Genomic DNA, 15,330 nt, shown 5'->3' on the forward strand with positions numbered 1-15,330 from the left:
TACGCGTATCTATTGCTGAAATATTTGCCTCTTGTTGGTATACCATGAAAGGAGGATGATAAATTTTCAATTTTTTTCAGAAATAGGCGAATGCCCGGGTTTACAATTTGGGTAAAGGGGAATATAATAAGTTTATCAAAAGTTGCACGAGGCAAACATTTATGTGCTTGGCAAATAATTAGGCGGGGAGGAAATAAATATGTTGGAAGATACCTTTGCACTGGGATCATCCGTGGAGCAAGATAAGCATCGACTCGCCGCCCAGACCGCTATACGCGGAAAAGCCACAGGGCTTGGACGTATTCTTCCTTTTCTCGGTCCTGCCTTTATCGCGGCGGTTGCTTACCTGGATCCCGGAAATTTTGCGACAAATATTACGGCTGGCTCCAAATACGGATATATGCTGCTGTGGGTTATCGCAGCCTCCAATCTGATGGCTGTACTCATTCAATCCCTTTCGGCGAAGCTTGGCATTGCGACCGGCCGTAATCTGCCGGAGGTCGCGCGAGACCGGTTCTCGAAAGGCGCGTCGATCGCACTATGGATTCAGAGCGAGCTAGTGATCATGGCGACGGATTTGGCCGAATTTCTAGGAGCGGCGCTCGGACTTTATCTATTATTTGATATACCTATGCTGGCCGCCGCCATTATTACAGCTGCCGGATCATTCGCTATCCTGGAGCTTCAGCGGCGGGGTTACCGAAGCTTGGAGGCCGGAATTGCGGCCATGATTTTGATAGTCGTTCTGGCATTCGCCTTTCAGGTAATTACAGCCCGGCCGGATGTCGGCAGCGTTGTACAGGGCATCGTAACGCCCCGGTTCCAAGGCGTGGACAGCGTGCTCCTGGCCGCCGGTATTCTCGGAGCTACCGTGATGCCGCATGCGATCTACCTGCATTCGTCGCTGACACAGCATCGGATTGTTGGACAGAACGATGCGGAGAAGAAGAAGATCTTCAAGCTGGAATTCATTGATATCCTGATTGCCATGTTCATCGCGGGCGCTGTCAATATGGCGATGGTAGTCGTCTCCGCAGCCACCTTCTTCAAGAACGGACTGACCGTAGAGGACCTCGATGTGGCGTATCACCAATTCGGACAGCTGGTAGGGCCGGTTACGGCAGTGTCCTTCGGACTGGGCCTGCTCATCGCGGGACTCTCCAGCGCCTCCGTCGGAACGATGGCGGGAGACGTCGTCATGCAGGGCTTCATCAACAAACGGATCAATCTGTATCTTCGTCGGGCAATCACGACGCTGCCGCCGCTTGCAATTATTCTAACAGGTGTAGACCCGACCCGCGCGCTGGTCATGAGTCAGGTGGTGCTGTCCTTTGGGATTGCGTTCGCCCTGATACCGCTCATTATTTTCACCAGCGACCGCAAGCTGATGGGCGGACTGGTCAACCACCGAATCACTACTATTCTGGGCTGGATCATCGCCGGAATCGTGGTAACGCTGAATTTGTTCCTGATTGGCCAGACGATCATCGGCTGAGAGCATATAATCTGTATCCGAAAAAAAGCATATGTACAAGAGGGCGTCTCACAGCCAGCAGGCTGGAGGCGTCTTTTGTATTTTTCCAGGTGATGCTGCTTCAGCGGCTGTGGGAACTAGTGTGAGATCTTCCGGCATTTACTGTACAAACGCCGTTTCCCCGTGACATCGCCTCCCATACAATGCTGCTATAGGGAGGAGTGATTGCGGTGGAAGTTTATTACAACTGCTTGAGATGCAAAGGAAGAAAAGTGCGCGTCATGACCAGGGACGGCCGGCAATATACCGGTGTCGTAAAAGATGTCGATTACAATAATCTCTATCTTGAAACCGAAGGCGGCGACGTGAAGACCTCGGCTTTCTACCCGTACGGATACCCGTACGGCTATGCCAGCTCCATACTTACGCTCAGCCTCTTCACTTTGCTGGCTATCGCCCTCATCTGATTCTTCCGCACAGCAAAAAGCTTGCTCTCTAATAACGGAGAGCAAGCTTTTTTTATGAGAGGCCGGGTCTAGAGCGCTTGCCGGATGACCTTCTTGCAGTACAGGACAGACAGCAGACCGAATATCGAGTACAGCACGGTATACATAATCATGACGATGAACATCGGCGTCCACAGCTCCGTTCCGAAGAGGAACCAGCCCGACCGGACAGCGAAGTAGCTGTGCAGCAGACCGACGGCGAGCGGAATGCCGAAACTGAACAACTGCTTGGCTTGAAGTCCTCTCAGCAGATCGCCCTGCGTGAAACCGAGCTTGCGAAGGATGGTGTAGCTGCCTTTTTCCTCTTCGCTTTCACCCATTTGCTTGAAATACAGAATGCAGCCCGAGGTGATCAGGAAGGTGAGTCCAAGGAAGGCTACGATGAACATAATCATCCCCATGTTGCGCTTTTGGGTAGTGCTCATGTCAAGCTGGGAGTGGGATAATTCACCGAATGTCTTCGACAGAAACAGACTGTTCGCTTCTTCGATCTGACTTTTCTTGTTGATATTGACGCCAATATAGATTGAGGTTTTTTTCTGGATTTTGGGATCGGCGTTCTGTTTCAAGGATTGAAATACAGAGTCGTCTACAATCGCAACAGGCAGTCCGCCGCTCGTGTAATAATAGTCGATATAATGTTTGGCATGCATATCTGTGTAATTCAGCGGAAATGAGTTCTTCAGATCTTTAAGGACTATGTTTCCGGAGCTCTTCAGCGCCATAAAGGATTGCATCAAGTCATCGTATCCGGAGAGGATGACCTCATCCTTCTGAACATCAAGTCCGGCACTTTGTTCACTGATTACGGGCATCACCATGGCTTTCGGATCAATCTTCAGTGTATCCAGACTCGTATCCAGAATTTGTGTGGCATCGAACGCCGCCTGAATAACCTCCAGCTTCTTCTCCGAATAAGCAATGTCTTTGGACTTCAGCATCTCGGTGAACCGGTCCGCATCCTGAACAGTGCTGAATCCGAAATGGTCGGGGACCGACTGTTCGGCGCTCTTTTCGGCTGAGTAATACGAGATGTAGCTTAACGACAACAGGCCGATTGCCAGAGCGGATACGGTTGTTATGATGGTCAGCAGCAGCGCGTTGGACTTCATCCGGAACATGATCGATGAGAGGGAGAGCACCTGATTGACGTTCAGATAGCCGTTCTTGCTCTTGCGGATCAGATTGGTGATGAACCGGACAGATCCTTTATAGAACAAATACGTACCGATAATTACCGAGGCCAGAATTAAGATCATCGCCCCGAACAGTGAATTCATCGTAGCGAAATCCCCGCCGAACAGCTTGGAGGATACATAATACCCGACTGAAATCAACAGAATTCCAAGCAATCCGATCACAATCTCCGCCGCCGAAATTTTCTTCACCCGCGTCTCCGTAACGGAGGTCGCCCGGAACAGATTCAGAATACTCTGTCTCTTGATGAAGGAGTAATTCATTAGCATGATGAGGACATAGATCGCCCCGAACACAATTAGGGTCTGAACAAGCGCCTTTCCCGAGAAGTGCAGGGCAGCCAACTCATCGACTCCAATGACCTTGAACAGAATCATCAGAATGAGCTTGGAAACCGAGAAGCCCAGCGCAATACCCGCCAGCAGCGAACCGATGTAGAGGAGCAAATTTTCGGCGCTTAACAGGCGGAAGATTTTGTCCCGGGTCATGCCGATCAGCTGGAATAACCCGATTTCACGGCTTCGTCTTTTGATAAAAATGTTATTGGCATAGAGCAGAAATATGGCGACGATCGCTACCAGCAGGATGGACGCCGATTTCATCGCAGCCGCACCTTTGATCGAGCCTTTGGCTTCATCCATCGAAGGATCGAACTGCAGGGTGACAAATGCGAAATACAGCGCGACGCTGAAGATCAGCGCGAAGACATATAGCGAATAATGACTGAGATTCTTCTTCAGATTGCGGAAGATGAGCTGATTAATGTTCAACCTGCACACCTCCGAGCACACCCTGGGTCTTCATAATATCCTTGAAAAAGGTCTGGCGGTCCTGCGAGCCCTTGTTCAGCTGCGTGTAAATCTGTCCGTCCCGGATAAAAATAACCCGGCTGCAGTAGCTGGCAGCCACCGGATCATGCGTTACCATCAGAATGGTCGCCTCCCGGCGCTGGTTCAGCTCGCTCAGCTTGTTCAGCAGATCGGAGGCCGATTTGGAGTCCAGCGCTCCCGTCGGCTCGTCCGCAAAGATGATGCTCGGCTCATGGATGAACGCTCTGGCGGCGGAGGTACGCTGCTTCTGCCCCCCTGAAATTTCATTCGGATATTTATCTCTTACCTCGTAGATGCCGAGTTCGCCAGCCACCTCTTGAAATCTGCGCTCAGCCTCTGCTCTTGGTGTCTTCGAAATGGACAGGGGCAGCAGAATGTTCTCCTTCACCGTTAGCGTGTCGAGCAGATTATAGTCCTGAAAAATAAACCCGAGATGCTGCTTGCGGAACTCGGCCAGCTGCTTCTCCTTCATCGCTGTCATTTCGGTTCCGCTTATATGAATCGTTCCGCCGCTGACCTTATCGATGGAGGAGAGGACGTTGAGGAGCGTAGTTTTGCCGGAACCGGAGGCGCCCATAATGCTGACGAACTCGCCTTTGCCGATCACGATGTCAATTCCCTTCAGCACCTCCTGCCGGTTGAATTTATTGCCATAGCTCTTATAGATTTTGTCCGCTTCGAGGATGTTCATGATCAAATCTCCTTTATCATATAGGCTCATTGCCTTTCTTGACTCTATTGTAGGATGAACCCCCTGAAGTCATCGTTTGATCGGCCGAACAAAAAACAAAAGCATGTGACAATGTTGTCACACGCCTGACAGCTTCACAAATTCGTTGCGCTTGGAGAAGACAAGCGTAAAGGTCGAGCCTTCGCCGGGAGCTGATCGCACGCTGATTCGGATTCCAAGCGGGTCGGCGGCACGCCGGACCAGATACAGTCCCATGCCCGTTGAGGCATTGTCGTGATGCTCCATCGTGGAGGTGAAGCCTTTATCGAAGATTCGGGGAAGATCCCGGGAATCGATGCCTCTGCCGAAATCGGTTATTTCCAGCACCGTCTGATCCTCCCGCACATAGCTGCGGACGATGATTTCGCCGTCCTGACTGTACTTGACCGCATTGGTGAGAATCTGTCTGAGGATAAAAGCCAGCCATTTGGCATCGCTCAGCACCTCATCCATATCAAGCTGAAGCTCGAAGCCGATGCCCTTGGCGATGCACCAGGATTTGAGTGTCCGAATCTCGCCTACGACGAGCGCGTTCAGGCTGACTTTTTCCATATACAGATCATTCTCGATGAAGGAAATGCGCTTCCGGTGCAGCTCCTGGTCAAGCAGAAGATGGATGCGCAGCCATTCGTACGTCAGCTGGACTTTCAGAGATGAATCGTCCATGCGTTCGATGATGAGATGCATGGTGGTGAGCGGCGTCTTCACTTCATGAATCCAGGAGAGAAGCTCATCCTGTTCAAGCTCGAACCGGGTCCGTTCCAGTGAGGCGTCGCGCTTCAGACGTTCCGTCTGTCCGATAAGCGAGTCTTCCACCAGACGCTCGAAGGGACTGTCGGCCTTGGTGATTTCTGTTAGATCCAGACTGCTCTCCCAATCTTTCAGGCTCCGGTAGAACCTGGTCTCATTCCGGTAGCGAAGGACCAGAAAGGCGGCAAAAGCGATCATGGACAGAAACACGATGTAGAGCACCGGCTGAAGCGGGATCATATTGTCCAAATAAGCGATGAACACAATAATGGCCTGCCCAAGGATGAACATGAGAATCCAGCTCAACCGTTCCTTCAAAAAGTTAGCGATCATGGAGATCACTCTCATCAGCCGCCATGTATCCCTGGCCGACCTTTGTTTCGATGAACCGGTCCAGCCCGATGTCCTCCAGTTTCTTGCGCAGCCGGTTCAAATTGACGGTCAGCGTGTTGTCACTGACAAAACGTTCGTCATCCCATAAGCTCTTGATGAGCTCCTCGCGGCTGACGATCCGATTCCTTCGGTCGATGAGCAGCTTCAAAATATATATTTCATTGCGGGTCAGCTGCACGCTGCCCTCCGCATTGCTTACCGTATTCTTATCCAGATCAACGGCGGCGCCGCACCAGGTTCGGAGTGTCACAGGCTCGGTGGTGCTGTAATCGTGGACCCGCCGGAGAATAGCCTGTATTTTGGCGATCAGCACATCGAAATGAAAGGGCTTCTGCACAAAATCGTCCGCTCCCAGTTGGATCGACATGACCATATCGGTCGGATGATCCCGGGAAGAGAGAAAGATAATGGGCACATTGGAATGCGACCGGATCATGCGGCACCAGTGGAATCCGTCGAACATCGGTAGTCCGATATCAATCAGCACAAGATCGGGCTTGACCTCCGAGAACCGTTCCATCACTTTGGCAAAATCGGAAATGCCGTACACATCGTACGACCACTGGGTCAGCCGGTTTCGGATCTCGTTAAATAGTGTTGCGTCGTCTTCGATCAGCAGCAGCTTGAACAAGGAAATCCCCCATGTCTGTCATATTCTTAAACAAGTGTATAGCAAAAGTGCCGCATTCTCAACGACGCGGGACATTCAAAAAGTTTAAAAAACAATATTTGACTCTCTCATCATGTGAGGGATTAAGCTTAGCTTACAATCCGGATTGATGAAAAGAAGAAAGGAGATTCCATGTTCAAGATCGGCGAGTTCTCGCAACTGACCCGGGTGTCGGTCCGTATGCTGCGACATTACGACGAAATCGGCCTGCTTCAGCCTCAGGAGGTCAATGCTTCCACCGGTTACCGGATGTACTCCGCTGACCAGATTCAGGTGATGAACCGCATTCATCTCCTGAAAGAACTCGGATTTAGCCTGTCCGAAATCAAGGGGCTCATGAACAATATCGGGGATTCCGGCATGCTGCTGGCCTTGTTGGAGAATCGAAAGAGAAGCGTTAAGGAATCGATCGAGCACGAGAAGAACAAATTGCAGCGTATTGAGACGCTGATCAAACGAATGGAAAGGGAGGGCTATGCCTTGAGTCAGGAAATTTCAATTAAATCGATACCGGCGTACCGCATGCTGTCTTTGAGGGATGTGATTGCACAATACAATGAGGAGGGGAAGCTGTGGGATGAACTGAACCGTTTTGTAGCTGAGCAGCGCATTAAATGTGTTCCGCCCACATACGCCGTCTATCATGATCCCGGATACAAGGAAAGCGATGTGGACGTGGAATTGATGATGCATTTTCAGGGTGAGGCGACCGAAAGTGATCGGATCAAAATCCGGGAGCTTGAAGCGGTGCCGGAGATGGCGGTGGCCTTTCATAAAGGTCCTTTTGAAGAAATGAGCGAGGCTTACCGGGCGCTTGGCATCTGGATGTCGGAGAGCGGATACCGGATCAGCGGTAATACCCGTGCGATCTATCATAAAGGCCCATGGTCCGAGAGCGACCCGGCTGAGTATTTGACCGAAATCCAGATTCCGGTGTCGAAAGGCTAACGGCTGCGCGGGATTAAGTGATCTGTTCATATCGATATGATGAAAAGGAGACTCAGGAGACCCTGCGTCTCCTTTTTTTCTACGTCTGCCCGTTTTACTAACGTTGGCACAGCACAAGCACAAACCGGGTAATAGAGGGTTAGGAAGGAGAAGGTTCTATGCCTTCAACCAATAACCGGATTACTCCGGAACGATGGATCTACTTTCATAGCGAATTGGGCGGTTTTTCGTCTTCTCGTTAAAATTTAATCAAAGTCGGCTTGTCATTTTACTTAGGGACAATACTCCCCTCTTAGACTAAATCTGATTACATCTAACTGGGAGGGTAAATAAAACATGAAAAAAAGTATGAAAAAGGCCGCGATCGGCGGGTTGGCCTGCCTGATTCTTTCTACAGGGAGTTTTACTTACGCGGCGCAAAGCTCGTCCAAGTCGCAAGCGGCTTCAAAAGCTCCATCGAAAAATCTGATCGTTCTGATTGGTGACGGCATGGGACCCGCTCAAATCTCGGCGACACGCTATTATGAACAGTATAAAAAAGGAGTCAAGCACCTTAACCTCGACCCTTACTATGTAGGACAAGCAACGACATACGCGGATCGCGGCGAAGACGGCGGCAAGGTGGTGTCGGGGGTCGTAACGGATTCCGCGTCTGCCGGAACAGCTTTTGCCACAGGCCACAAGACATACAACGCGGGCATCAGCGTTTCCAATGAAGATGTGTCCAAGCCTTTTGCCTCTGTCATTGAAGCTGCAGAGAGCAGTGGCAAAGCAACCGGTCTTGTAACTACCGCGCGGATCACCCATGCTACGCCTGCCGTATATGCATCCCATGTCCGCAACCGCGATAACGAGTCGGCCATTGCCTCTCAATACATAGAAAGCGGCGTGGATGTGCTGTTCGGCGGAGGCAAGCAATTTTTTGTGACGAAGGATGAGAAGGGCAAGCGGACTGACAAAAATATTTTGCCCGAGTTCAAAGCGAAAGGATATACCGTTGTTGAGAGCGCAAGCGCGCTAAAGGCTCTCCCGGCTTCGACGACCAAGGTGCTTGGCCTCTTTGGCAGTTCCCATGTTGCTTACACTCCTGACCGTACCGCCGAAATTCCGAGCCTTGCGGCAATGACTTCGTCCGCTTTGAAGATTTTGTCCAAGGATAAGAACGGTTTTGTCATGATGATCGAAGGCGGCCGGATCGACCATGCCGGACATGCCAACGATTTTCCGACGCTTGTTCAGGAGACACTTGATTTCGACGCCGCCTTTAAGACCGCGATCGAGTTCGCCAAAAAAGACGGCAATACCTCCGTAGTCGTGACCGCAGACCATGAAACGGGTGGGCTGTCTCTGTCGCGCGACAATATCTACGAACTGAATATCGACCTGTGGGACAAGCAGAAGCATTCTTCGGAATCCATCGCGAGCAAGCTGGCCGAGGCCAAAAGCCCGGAGGAAATTCGCAGCATTGTGGCAGAGAATACCGGATTTAATGATTTGACAGATGAAGAGGTTCAGGCGATTCTTGCCGGCGACGGTTCCTCCTATAAGCAAGAGGGTGCCTACAATGCTGTGATTTCCAAAAGATTGCTGGTCGGCTGGTCCGGGCACGGGCATTCCGCCGTTGATGTCGGAGTTTGGGCTTACGGTCCAATCGTCGAGAAAGTAAAAGGTCAAGTGGATAACACCCAGATTGCCAGAGCTTCCGCAGCCATTGTAGGCGTCAATCTGGACAAGAGATCGGCCGAGCTTCAATCGAAATATATGTATCCGAAATTTAAAATCAACCGCGATAACGAAGTGCTGTATCCAGTCGCTGCGCTCATCAAATCCCTTGGAGGAAGTTATAGCAACGGATCAACCGTTTCGAAAGCATCTTTTGGCAAAAACACACTGAGCATCGACATGTCCAAACTGACCGCAACGCTGAACGGCAAGGCTGTCTCTTTCACGGTAGATAACGATAACGGCACGATCTATCTTCCGCTGTCTGCATTCAGCCAGTTGACCGGGAAAAATCTGAAGTGGGATTCGCTCTCCGAACGGATTGTTCTGCGCTAAGGGGGAGCGGGCATGCTGCAAATTTCCGGCCTGAGCAAAAGCTTCCGGATAGACGGACGCCGTCTGCCGATTCTGGATATTCCCTCTTGGCAGGTGGAAAAAGGTGAAAAGGTGGCGATTACCGGACCCAGTGGGTCCGGTAAAAGCACGTTGCTGCATTTAATCAGCGGAATCGAAGCGCCGGACAAGGGAGAGATTCACTTGGACGGGCAGCCGCTCTACACCATGACGGAGGCACAACGGGACCGGCTGCGTTCCCTGAGCATCGGTTATGTGCTGCAGGATTTCCATCTGATTCCATCCCTGACCGCCAGCCAGAATATCGAAATCGCAATGAACACCAGCATCCCGGCGAAGCAGAGAAAGACGATCATCTCCGATTGGCTGGAGAGAGTAGGTCTGCCGGACCGGGCGAAGCATATGCCTGCCCAACTGTCCCGGGGGCAGCAGCAGCGGGTGGCGATTGTGCGCGCGCTGGTGAACAATCCGCCGCTAGTGCTTGCAGATGAGCCTACCGGCAGTCTGGACTGGGAAACCGCAGATGAAATTTCGCGGCTTCTGTTCGATCTGAGTTCTTCCGGGCAACAGACTCTAATTGTTGTCACGCATGACCTGAACATGGCTGAGCGCTTTCCGAAATGTATCGATATCAGGGAGTTGAACCGAGTTCGGAAGCATGCGGATCATCAAGCTGGAAGGGATGCCGCACAGGAGGTAAGCAACCGATGAATCTGTTTTCATTATCGCTGCGGAATATCCTCCATCGGCTCTTTCTCTCTTTTCTTACCGTCTGTGCAATTGGAGCGACCGTCGCTTTTATCGTTCTGTTTTCGCTTTTTCGGGACAGCGTCGAGCAAGGGGCGGAAAAGGGCTACGGTCCATTCGATCTCGTTATTGGCGCACAGGGGAGCGAAACCCAGCTTGTCCTGAACACGTTCTACCATATTGGTGCTCCTACAGGGAACATTCCGGCAAGTGTGCTGGATGAGGCGCGGCGCGATTCGGGCGTGGACAAGGCATATGCGATGACGACCGGAGATAATTACAACGGATTTCCGGTCGTCGGCATCGATCCGGAGTATTTTTTGACCCGATACGGTGATCGCAAGCTGAAGGAAGGTGCGCTGTACGCCGTCACGGGAGAGTCAGTTGTCGGATCGCATGTCGCGAAGACGCTCGGTCTGCATGTCGGCGATACGTTCGCGGGGGCCCACGGTCTTGTAGAGGAGGCGTCCGGGAGCCACGCTGATGAGGGAGAGGGAGAATCGGGAGAACATTCCCATGAAGGCTTTCTATATACGGTGACCGGTATTTTGCCCAAGCTGAACACGCCGGATGACCGGGCGGTGTTCACGACCGTCGATTATGCTTGGGCGGTTCATAGGCTTGAGGGAGAGGAGCGTGAGATTACCGCCGTACTGGTCAAGCCGTCCACCCTCCTTGGGGCGCATAATCTGAAGCAATCGCTTGATGGCAATGGCAGTGTCCAGGCCGTCTATACAAGCAAGGCCGTATCGGATGTCGTGAACGCGGTCGATCAAGGCTCCAGGCTTGTCGGCATTTTGGCCGGTCTGTGCGTACTTCTCGCCGCGATCACGATTCTGCTGTCCCTGATCGCCGCCGCCGGGGAGCGCACCAAAGACGCCGGCCTGTTACGGCTGCTGGGCAAGCCGCAGCGATATGTATGGATGACACTGGTCAGCGAAGGCCTGATGCTGACGCTGACCGGGCTGGCGGCAGGCTTCCTTGCGGGCCACTTGGCTGCACTTCTCTTTAGAGAGATGCTCTACGCCCAAGCGGGGGTTCAGATAAATCCTTATCTTTGGAACGCTGATCACGGCTGGATTGCTGCGGGAACCATTATGCTCGGACTGCTCGCTTCGCTGATTCCCGCCTTCCGGATGTATCGGCTTCAACCGCTCGCCTTGTTTAAATCCTAGGAGGTAAGCTGTGCTTATGAAGATATACCCCAAGATTCTGATATTCGTCATGATCTCCCTAACCCTGATGCTGTCTGCATGCGGCAAAGACAAGGAAGAGACGTCAGCGTCTTCATTTTCGTCGGTTCGGAGCCCCTCGGTATCCATCGATGAACAAGGAATCGCCGGGGGGGATTCGGAGTTCAAGGCTGCCGGTGCTTCCGCTGCTGCCTTGAATTCTGCTTCGCCGGAGAGCTCGCCTGCTTCTGCCTTGACGGCTTCCCCCGCCGCCATCGGCTCTGCGTCGTCGCCTTGGGCTTCCCCGGAACTAAAGCCAACGCCGGACCCTAAGGCAAAGGCTGCGAATTCAGCGTCAGAGGTAACATTGGCCTCAGGAATGCCTTCTTCCGGGGGGCAAAAGGCTACGGGCAGCTCCAAGCCTGCGGTTCTTCCTGCCCAAAGCGCCGAGGCCAAATCGTCCGGTTCCAACCGGATAACGCAGGCTTCCGCCGCTCCTTCTCTTGCCCGAAATCCGGACTCCGCATCGCCTTCTCCGTCGGCCGCCAATGCGGACAACGGCAGCAAGACGGAAGCGCCGGCATCCGCCACTCCCGGGAATGCTGGAGAAGAGACGGCCAAACGTCCGGATGACGAGAACCCGTCAGGCACGTTAAAGATTGGTTGGTCGGAATTTTTTGACGGGGATGACCAGACCAGGCCGTCGGAGCGGTTCTGGGACCTCAGCGAGAGCAAAAGCCAAGTGTCGATCAAAGGCTTTATGGGCGAGGTGCTTTCCTTCGAGAAGCACTGGTTCCTGCTGATCCCTCAGCCTGGAGCCGAATGTCCTTTCGATAACGGGGACGAAACGTACTGGAACAAGATTATGATTGTGTTTGTGCCGGAGGATGTCAATTTAAGGCATAAGACAGGTCCGCTGCAGGTGACCGGACGCCTAGAGGTCGGGATCAAGATCGATGAGTCCGGATACAAGACTATGTTCCGGCTGTACAACGCATCTTTTAAGGAAGTCACGGAGTAACGAAGGCGACAGGCTATACGGTAACGAGAAAAAAACTTGTCCTCGGGAGAAACATCGGTCCCGGGGACAAGTTTTTTTCAAATATATGCGTTTATAACTCAACTTTCTATGCGACCAAGCGTAGGTTGGGAAGTTTAGCAGATGGAAGACAACACTCATTTATGCGTTAGGGGCGAGGATAAATGAGTTCTCCCGGGGTTGAAGAGCCAGGCATGCTATACAATTACTTTACAGCGGCTTGGGAGACCCCGCCCATTCTTCGGAAAGGAAGGATTGGAGATTGAGGAACGGGGAGAGTGATTGGCGCAGCGTTTTTTTCTTTACCGATATTTAAGGTGGGCGGAGTACAATATGAAGTGAGAATAAGATTATCGCATAGAAGACAACAAACGAGGGTGAGCCTGTGAAGCAAATACTGCTGATTGAAGATGAGAAAAATTTGGCGCGCTTCATTGAACTGGAGCTTCAGCATGCCGGTTACGCGGTAACCGTTGCGTATGACGGGAAGAAAGGCCTGGAGGTGGCGCTGGGCTCGGACTGGGATATGGTCTTGCTGGATCTGATGCTGCCTGGCATGAACGGGCTTGCGGTATGCGCCCAAATCCGGGCAGCGGGCAGCACGCCGGTTATTATGATTACTGCCAGGGACGGTTTGGCGGAGAAGATCGCAGGACTCGACAGCGGCGCGGACGATTACATCCCGAAGCCCTTCGACATCGAAGAGCTGCTGGCCCGGATGCGTTCCCTGTTCCGAAGATCAGGGTCTGTGCAGAGCTCCCGTGTGCTGCGCTGCGCCGATCTGGAGCTTGATGTGGACGGCCGGACGGTAACCCGGGGAGGAACGGTTATCGAGGTGACGAAGCGCGAGTTCGAAATTCTGCAGGCACTGATGGAGAACATGGGGCGAGCCATGACCCGTGAAATGCTGATGGAGACGATCTGGGGCTATGATTCCGAGGTGGAGACCAAGGCGGTCGATGTCTATATCAGCTACATCCGCAACAAAATCGACGAGCCGGGCAGACCTAGCCTGATTCATACGCTGCGCGGCCTCGGCTATGTGATGCGGAAATGAGCCGGCTGCGCAGCGCGCTGTCCCGGATGTCGATCCGCTGGAAGCTGACACTCTGGGCAGCCGCTCTCATGTGCATCCTGTTTTTGACCTATAACGGGATTCAATATGTAGTGATCAATCGCTGGATGTTCGGTCAGGCCCAATCCGCCGCGCTGAAGAGCGCCGGTGAAATACGGAGTTATTTCGAGATTGGAAAGGTTTCGGAGCAGACGGCTGAGAGCATTCGCCCCTACGTGGAGAGCGTGAATTCGTATGACCAGCTGATCCGGATTCTGGACAGCGATGGGACTCCGCTGCTAACCGTTGCCGATCATCTGCCGCTCGACTGGGTGGCACCCGAAACTGCGGTCCGTACTTCCGCCTCTACACTCTGGTACGGTGACGATCATCTGCTGGTCGTCCGCAGCCCGATCCGGACCGCAACCTTCACCGGAACGGTGGAAATCGTCAACAACCTGGAGAATTCGGACAGGCTGAGCAGTATGATACTGGCAGTAATGCTTGCCGGGCTGGTGGGTGCATTTGTGCTGAGCGGCTTCGGGGGCGTTATTCTGTCCCGCAAGCTGCTGGGACCGGTCCGGGAACTGACCGATACCATGAATAATATGAAGCGGAAAGGTCTGCAGGAAAGGGTGAACGTTCCGAACGGCGGGGATGAGCTTGGGCATCTGGCCGCCGTCTTTAACGAGCTTATGGATCAGCTCGAAGAGGCCTTCCAGGCGCAGCAGCAGTTCGTGGCGGATGCTTCGCATGAGCTTCGGACGCCGATTTCGATTATCGAAGGCCATATTTCCCTGCTTAACCGCTGGGGGAAGCATGATCCGGCCATTCTGGAGGAATCGCTGCAGGTTTCCGCACAAGAGCTGTCCAGACTGAAAGGCATTGTGAACGACCTGCTGGAGCTGACCAGGGCAGAGGCGGTAAGGGACCGCAAGGAGATACATGCAACACAGGTATCCGAAACGGTGCGCTATACGGTCAAAAATTTCACCCTGCTGCATCCGGATTTCGATTTTGCTCTCGATACCCGGAACGCAGAGTCTGCCACCGTTAGTATCAAGCCTCAGATGCTGGAGCAGGTTCTGCTGATCCTGCTGGACAATGCAGTGAAGTACTCTGCGGAACGCAAGGAGATTTCGGTCCAAATGGATATTTCGGGGGGAAACGTCGCCGTTTCGGTCATGGACCGGGGAATCGGCATTCCGGGCGAGGATTTGCCTCATGTGTTCCGGCGGTTCTACCGGGCGGAGAAATCGCGCAGCCGCGAGCAAGGCGGCACCGGACTCGGGCTTGCCATCGCGGAGCGGCTGATGAAGGGGCATGGCGGCTCCGTGGAAATCCAGAACCGTCCGGGAGGAGGGACGAGAGCGACGCTGCTTTTCCCTCTGAGCGGGAGCTGAACTTGACGTAGCTTTTCGGTACTCTAATAGGGGCTGTCCCTGCGTTTTTGATCCACCGCAGCTTGTTTTCCAAGGTTGTGCAAGGTTGTTGGCAAGTACCGACGTCTCGCCGAGTTCTGACAGGTCACAGCCTTGGCACTCCCGTTCTTCCCTTAGGTGGTACCTCTATTTTTACAAAAACGGTCGATTTCTTTGTTTATTTATAATTGATTGAAGAGATCTTTTTACTCTGAAAGCAGCGGAGAGGACGGAACGATTGTGGAATAGCGGCAGCGTTCGCCTTGGTCTCCGGATTTTCACCGTTAAAGTGGAATGAAAAAAATCTGGAGAGCACAGCGATT

Annotated in this window: 13 protein-coding genes; 9 read left to right on the plus strand and 4 right to left on the minus strand. The window is 52.7% G+C overall.

Translation table 11 applies throughout. The features are described from left to right. The first annotated feature begins 199 nt into the window (after nt 1-199). Together PSTEL_RS13055 and PSTEL_RS13060 are read left to right on the plus strand one after the other, a co-directional pair. Nucleotides 200-1,495, plus strand: coding sequence for an Nramp family divalent metal transporter (locus tag PSTEL_RS13055; RefSeq protein WP_052098431.1), 1,296 nt, complete (start codon nt 200-202; stop codon nt 1,493-1,495). Between the two features lie 209 nt (nt 1,496-1,704). Further along, entirely contained in the window at nt 1,705-1,941 is a 237-nt protein-coding gene (locus PSTEL_RS13060) for an LSm family protein (RefSeq protein WP_038695893.1), read from the plus strand. Nucleotides 1,942-2,009: 68 nt separating this feature from the next. On the opposite strand, the gene PSTEL_RS13065 is transcribed toward PSTEL_RS13060, so the two are convergent. The 4 genes from PSTEL_RS13065 to PSTEL_RS13080 all read right to left on the minus strand — a co-directional run bounded on the left by PSTEL_RS13065 (nt 2,010) and on the right by PSTEL_RS13080 (nt 6,511). After that, nucleotides 2,010-3,947, minus strand: a complete 1,938-nt coding sequence (locus PSTEL_RS13065; protein WP_038695895.1) for an FtsX-like permease family protein — start codon at nt 3,945-3,947, stop codon at nt 2,010-2,012. Beyond that, complete coding sequence (locus PSTEL_RS13070; RefSeq protein ID WP_038695897.1) at nt 3,937-4,698, minus strand: ABC transporter ATP-binding protein; 762 nt, start codon at nt 4,696-4,698, stop codon at nt 3,937-3,939. Before PSTEL_RS13070 ends, PSTEL_RS13065 begins: the two co-directional genes overlap by 11 nt. A gap of 117 nt (nt 4,699-4,815) precedes the next feature. After that, nucleotides 4,816-5,820, minus strand: coding sequence for a sensor histidine kinase (locus PSTEL_RS13075; RefSeq protein ID WP_038695899.1), 1,005 nt, complete (start codon nt 5,818-5,820; stop codon nt 4,816-4,818). Then, nucleotides 5,810-6,511 carry a response regulator transcription factor gene (locus PSTEL_RS13080; RefSeq protein WP_038695901.1) on the minus strand — a complete coding sequence of 234 codons (702 nt, stop codon included), beginning with the start codon at nt 6,509-6,511 and terminating at the stop codon, nt 5,810-5,812. The genes PSTEL_RS13075 and PSTEL_RS13080 overlap by 11 nt, the downstream gene beginning before the upstream one ends. A gap of 171 nt (nt 6,512-6,682) precedes the next feature. On the opposite strand from PSTEL_RS13080, the gene PSTEL_RS13085 reads away from it, so the two are divergent. The 7 genes from PSTEL_RS13085 (at nt 6,683) to PSTEL_RS13115 (ending at nt 14,989) form a co-directional block, all read left to right on the plus strand. Continuing rightward, nucleotides 6,683-7,498, plus strand: a complete 816-nt coding sequence (locus tag PSTEL_RS13085; RefSeq protein ID WP_038695903.1) for a MerR family transcriptional regulator — start codon at nt 6,683-6,685, stop codon at nt 7,496-7,498. A 336-nt stretch (nt 7,499-7,834) separates the two neighbouring features. Beyond that, nucleotides 7,835-9,556, plus strand: coding sequence for an alkaline phosphatase (locus PSTEL_RS13090; RefSeq protein WP_038695905.1), 1,722 nt, complete (start codon nt 7,835-7,837; stop codon nt 9,554-9,556). Between the two features lie 12 nt (nt 9,557-9,568). Further along, nucleotides 9,569-10,285: an ABC transporter ATP-binding protein gene (locus PSTEL_RS13095; protein ID WP_052098433.1), complete on the plus strand. Its 717-nt coding sequence runs from the start codon at nt 9,569-9,571 to the stop codon at nt 10,283-10,285. Next, the gene (locus PSTEL_RS13100; protein WP_038695907.1) at nt 10,282-11,496 is read left to right on the plus strand and encodes an ABC transporter permease; all 1,215 of its coding nucleotides are present in this window, start codon (nt 10,282-10,284) and stop codon (nt 11,494-11,496) included. Before PSTEL_RS13095 ends, PSTEL_RS13100 begins: the two co-directional genes overlap by 4 nt. A gap of 16 nt (nt 11,497-11,512) precedes the next feature. Beyond that, entirely contained in the window at nt 11,513-12,514 is a 1,002-nt protein-coding gene (locus PSTEL_RS13105; RefSeq protein WP_038695909.1) for a hypothetical protein, read from the plus strand. 403 nt (nt 12,515-12,917) lie between these two features. Then, a complete protein-coding gene (locus PSTEL_RS13110; RefSeq protein ID WP_038695911.1) occupies nt 12,918-13,589 on the plus strand; it encodes a response regulator transcription factor in 672 nt (223 codons plus the stop codon). Then, entirely contained in the window at nt 13,586-14,989 is a 1,404-nt protein-coding gene (locus PSTEL_RS13115) for a HAMP domain-containing sensor histidine kinase (protein ID WP_038695913.1), read from the plus strand. The genes PSTEL_RS13110 and PSTEL_RS13115 overlap by 4 nt, the downstream gene beginning before the upstream one ends. The last annotated feature ends 341 nt before the right edge of the window (nt 14,990-15,330 follow it).

The organism is Paenibacillus stellifer (assembly GCF_000758685.1).
Taxonomy (GTDB): domain Bacteria; phylum Bacillota; class Bacilli; order Paenibacillales; family Paenibacillaceae; genus Paenibacillus_AQ; species Paenibacillus_AQ stellifer.

Bases quoted from the DNA above. Each gene is read 5' to 3' on its own strand.
- PSTEL_RS13055 (WP_052098431.1), top strand. From the start codon at position 200: ATGTTGGAAGATACCTTTGCACTGGGATCATCCGTGGAGCAAGATAAG.
- PSTEL_RS13070 (WP_038695897.1), bottom strand. From the start codon at position 4,698: ATGAACATCCTCGAAGCGGACAAAATCTATAAGAGCTATGGCAATAAA.
- PSTEL_RS13075 (WP_038695899.1), bottom strand. From the start codon at position 5,820: ATGATCGCTAACTTTTTGAAGGAACGGTTGAGCTGGATTCTCATGTTC.
- PSTEL_RS13085 (WP_038695903.1), top strand. From the start codon at position 6,683: ATGTTCAAGATCGGCGAGTTCTCGCAACTGACCCGGGTGTCGGTCCGT.
- PSTEL_RS13090 (WP_038695905.1), top strand. From the start codon at position 7,835: ATGAAAAAAAGTATGAAAAAGGCCGCGATCGGCGGGTTGGCCTGCCTG.
- PSTEL_RS13095 (WP_052098433.1), top strand. From the start codon at position 9,569: ATGCTGCAAATTTCCGGCCTGAGCAAAAGCTTCCGGATAGACGGACGC.
- PSTEL_RS13100 (WP_038695907.1), top strand. From the start codon at position 10,282: ATGAATCTGTTTTCATTATCGCTGCGGAATATCCTCCATCGGCTCTTT.
- PSTEL_RS13105 (WP_038695909.1), top strand. From the start codon at position 11,513: ATGAAGATATACCCCAAGATTCTGATATTCGTCATGATCTCCCTAACC.
- PSTEL_RS13115 (WP_038695913.1), top strand. From the start codon at position 13,586: ATGAGCCGGCTGCGCAGCGCGCTGTCCCGGATGTCGATCCGCTGGAAG.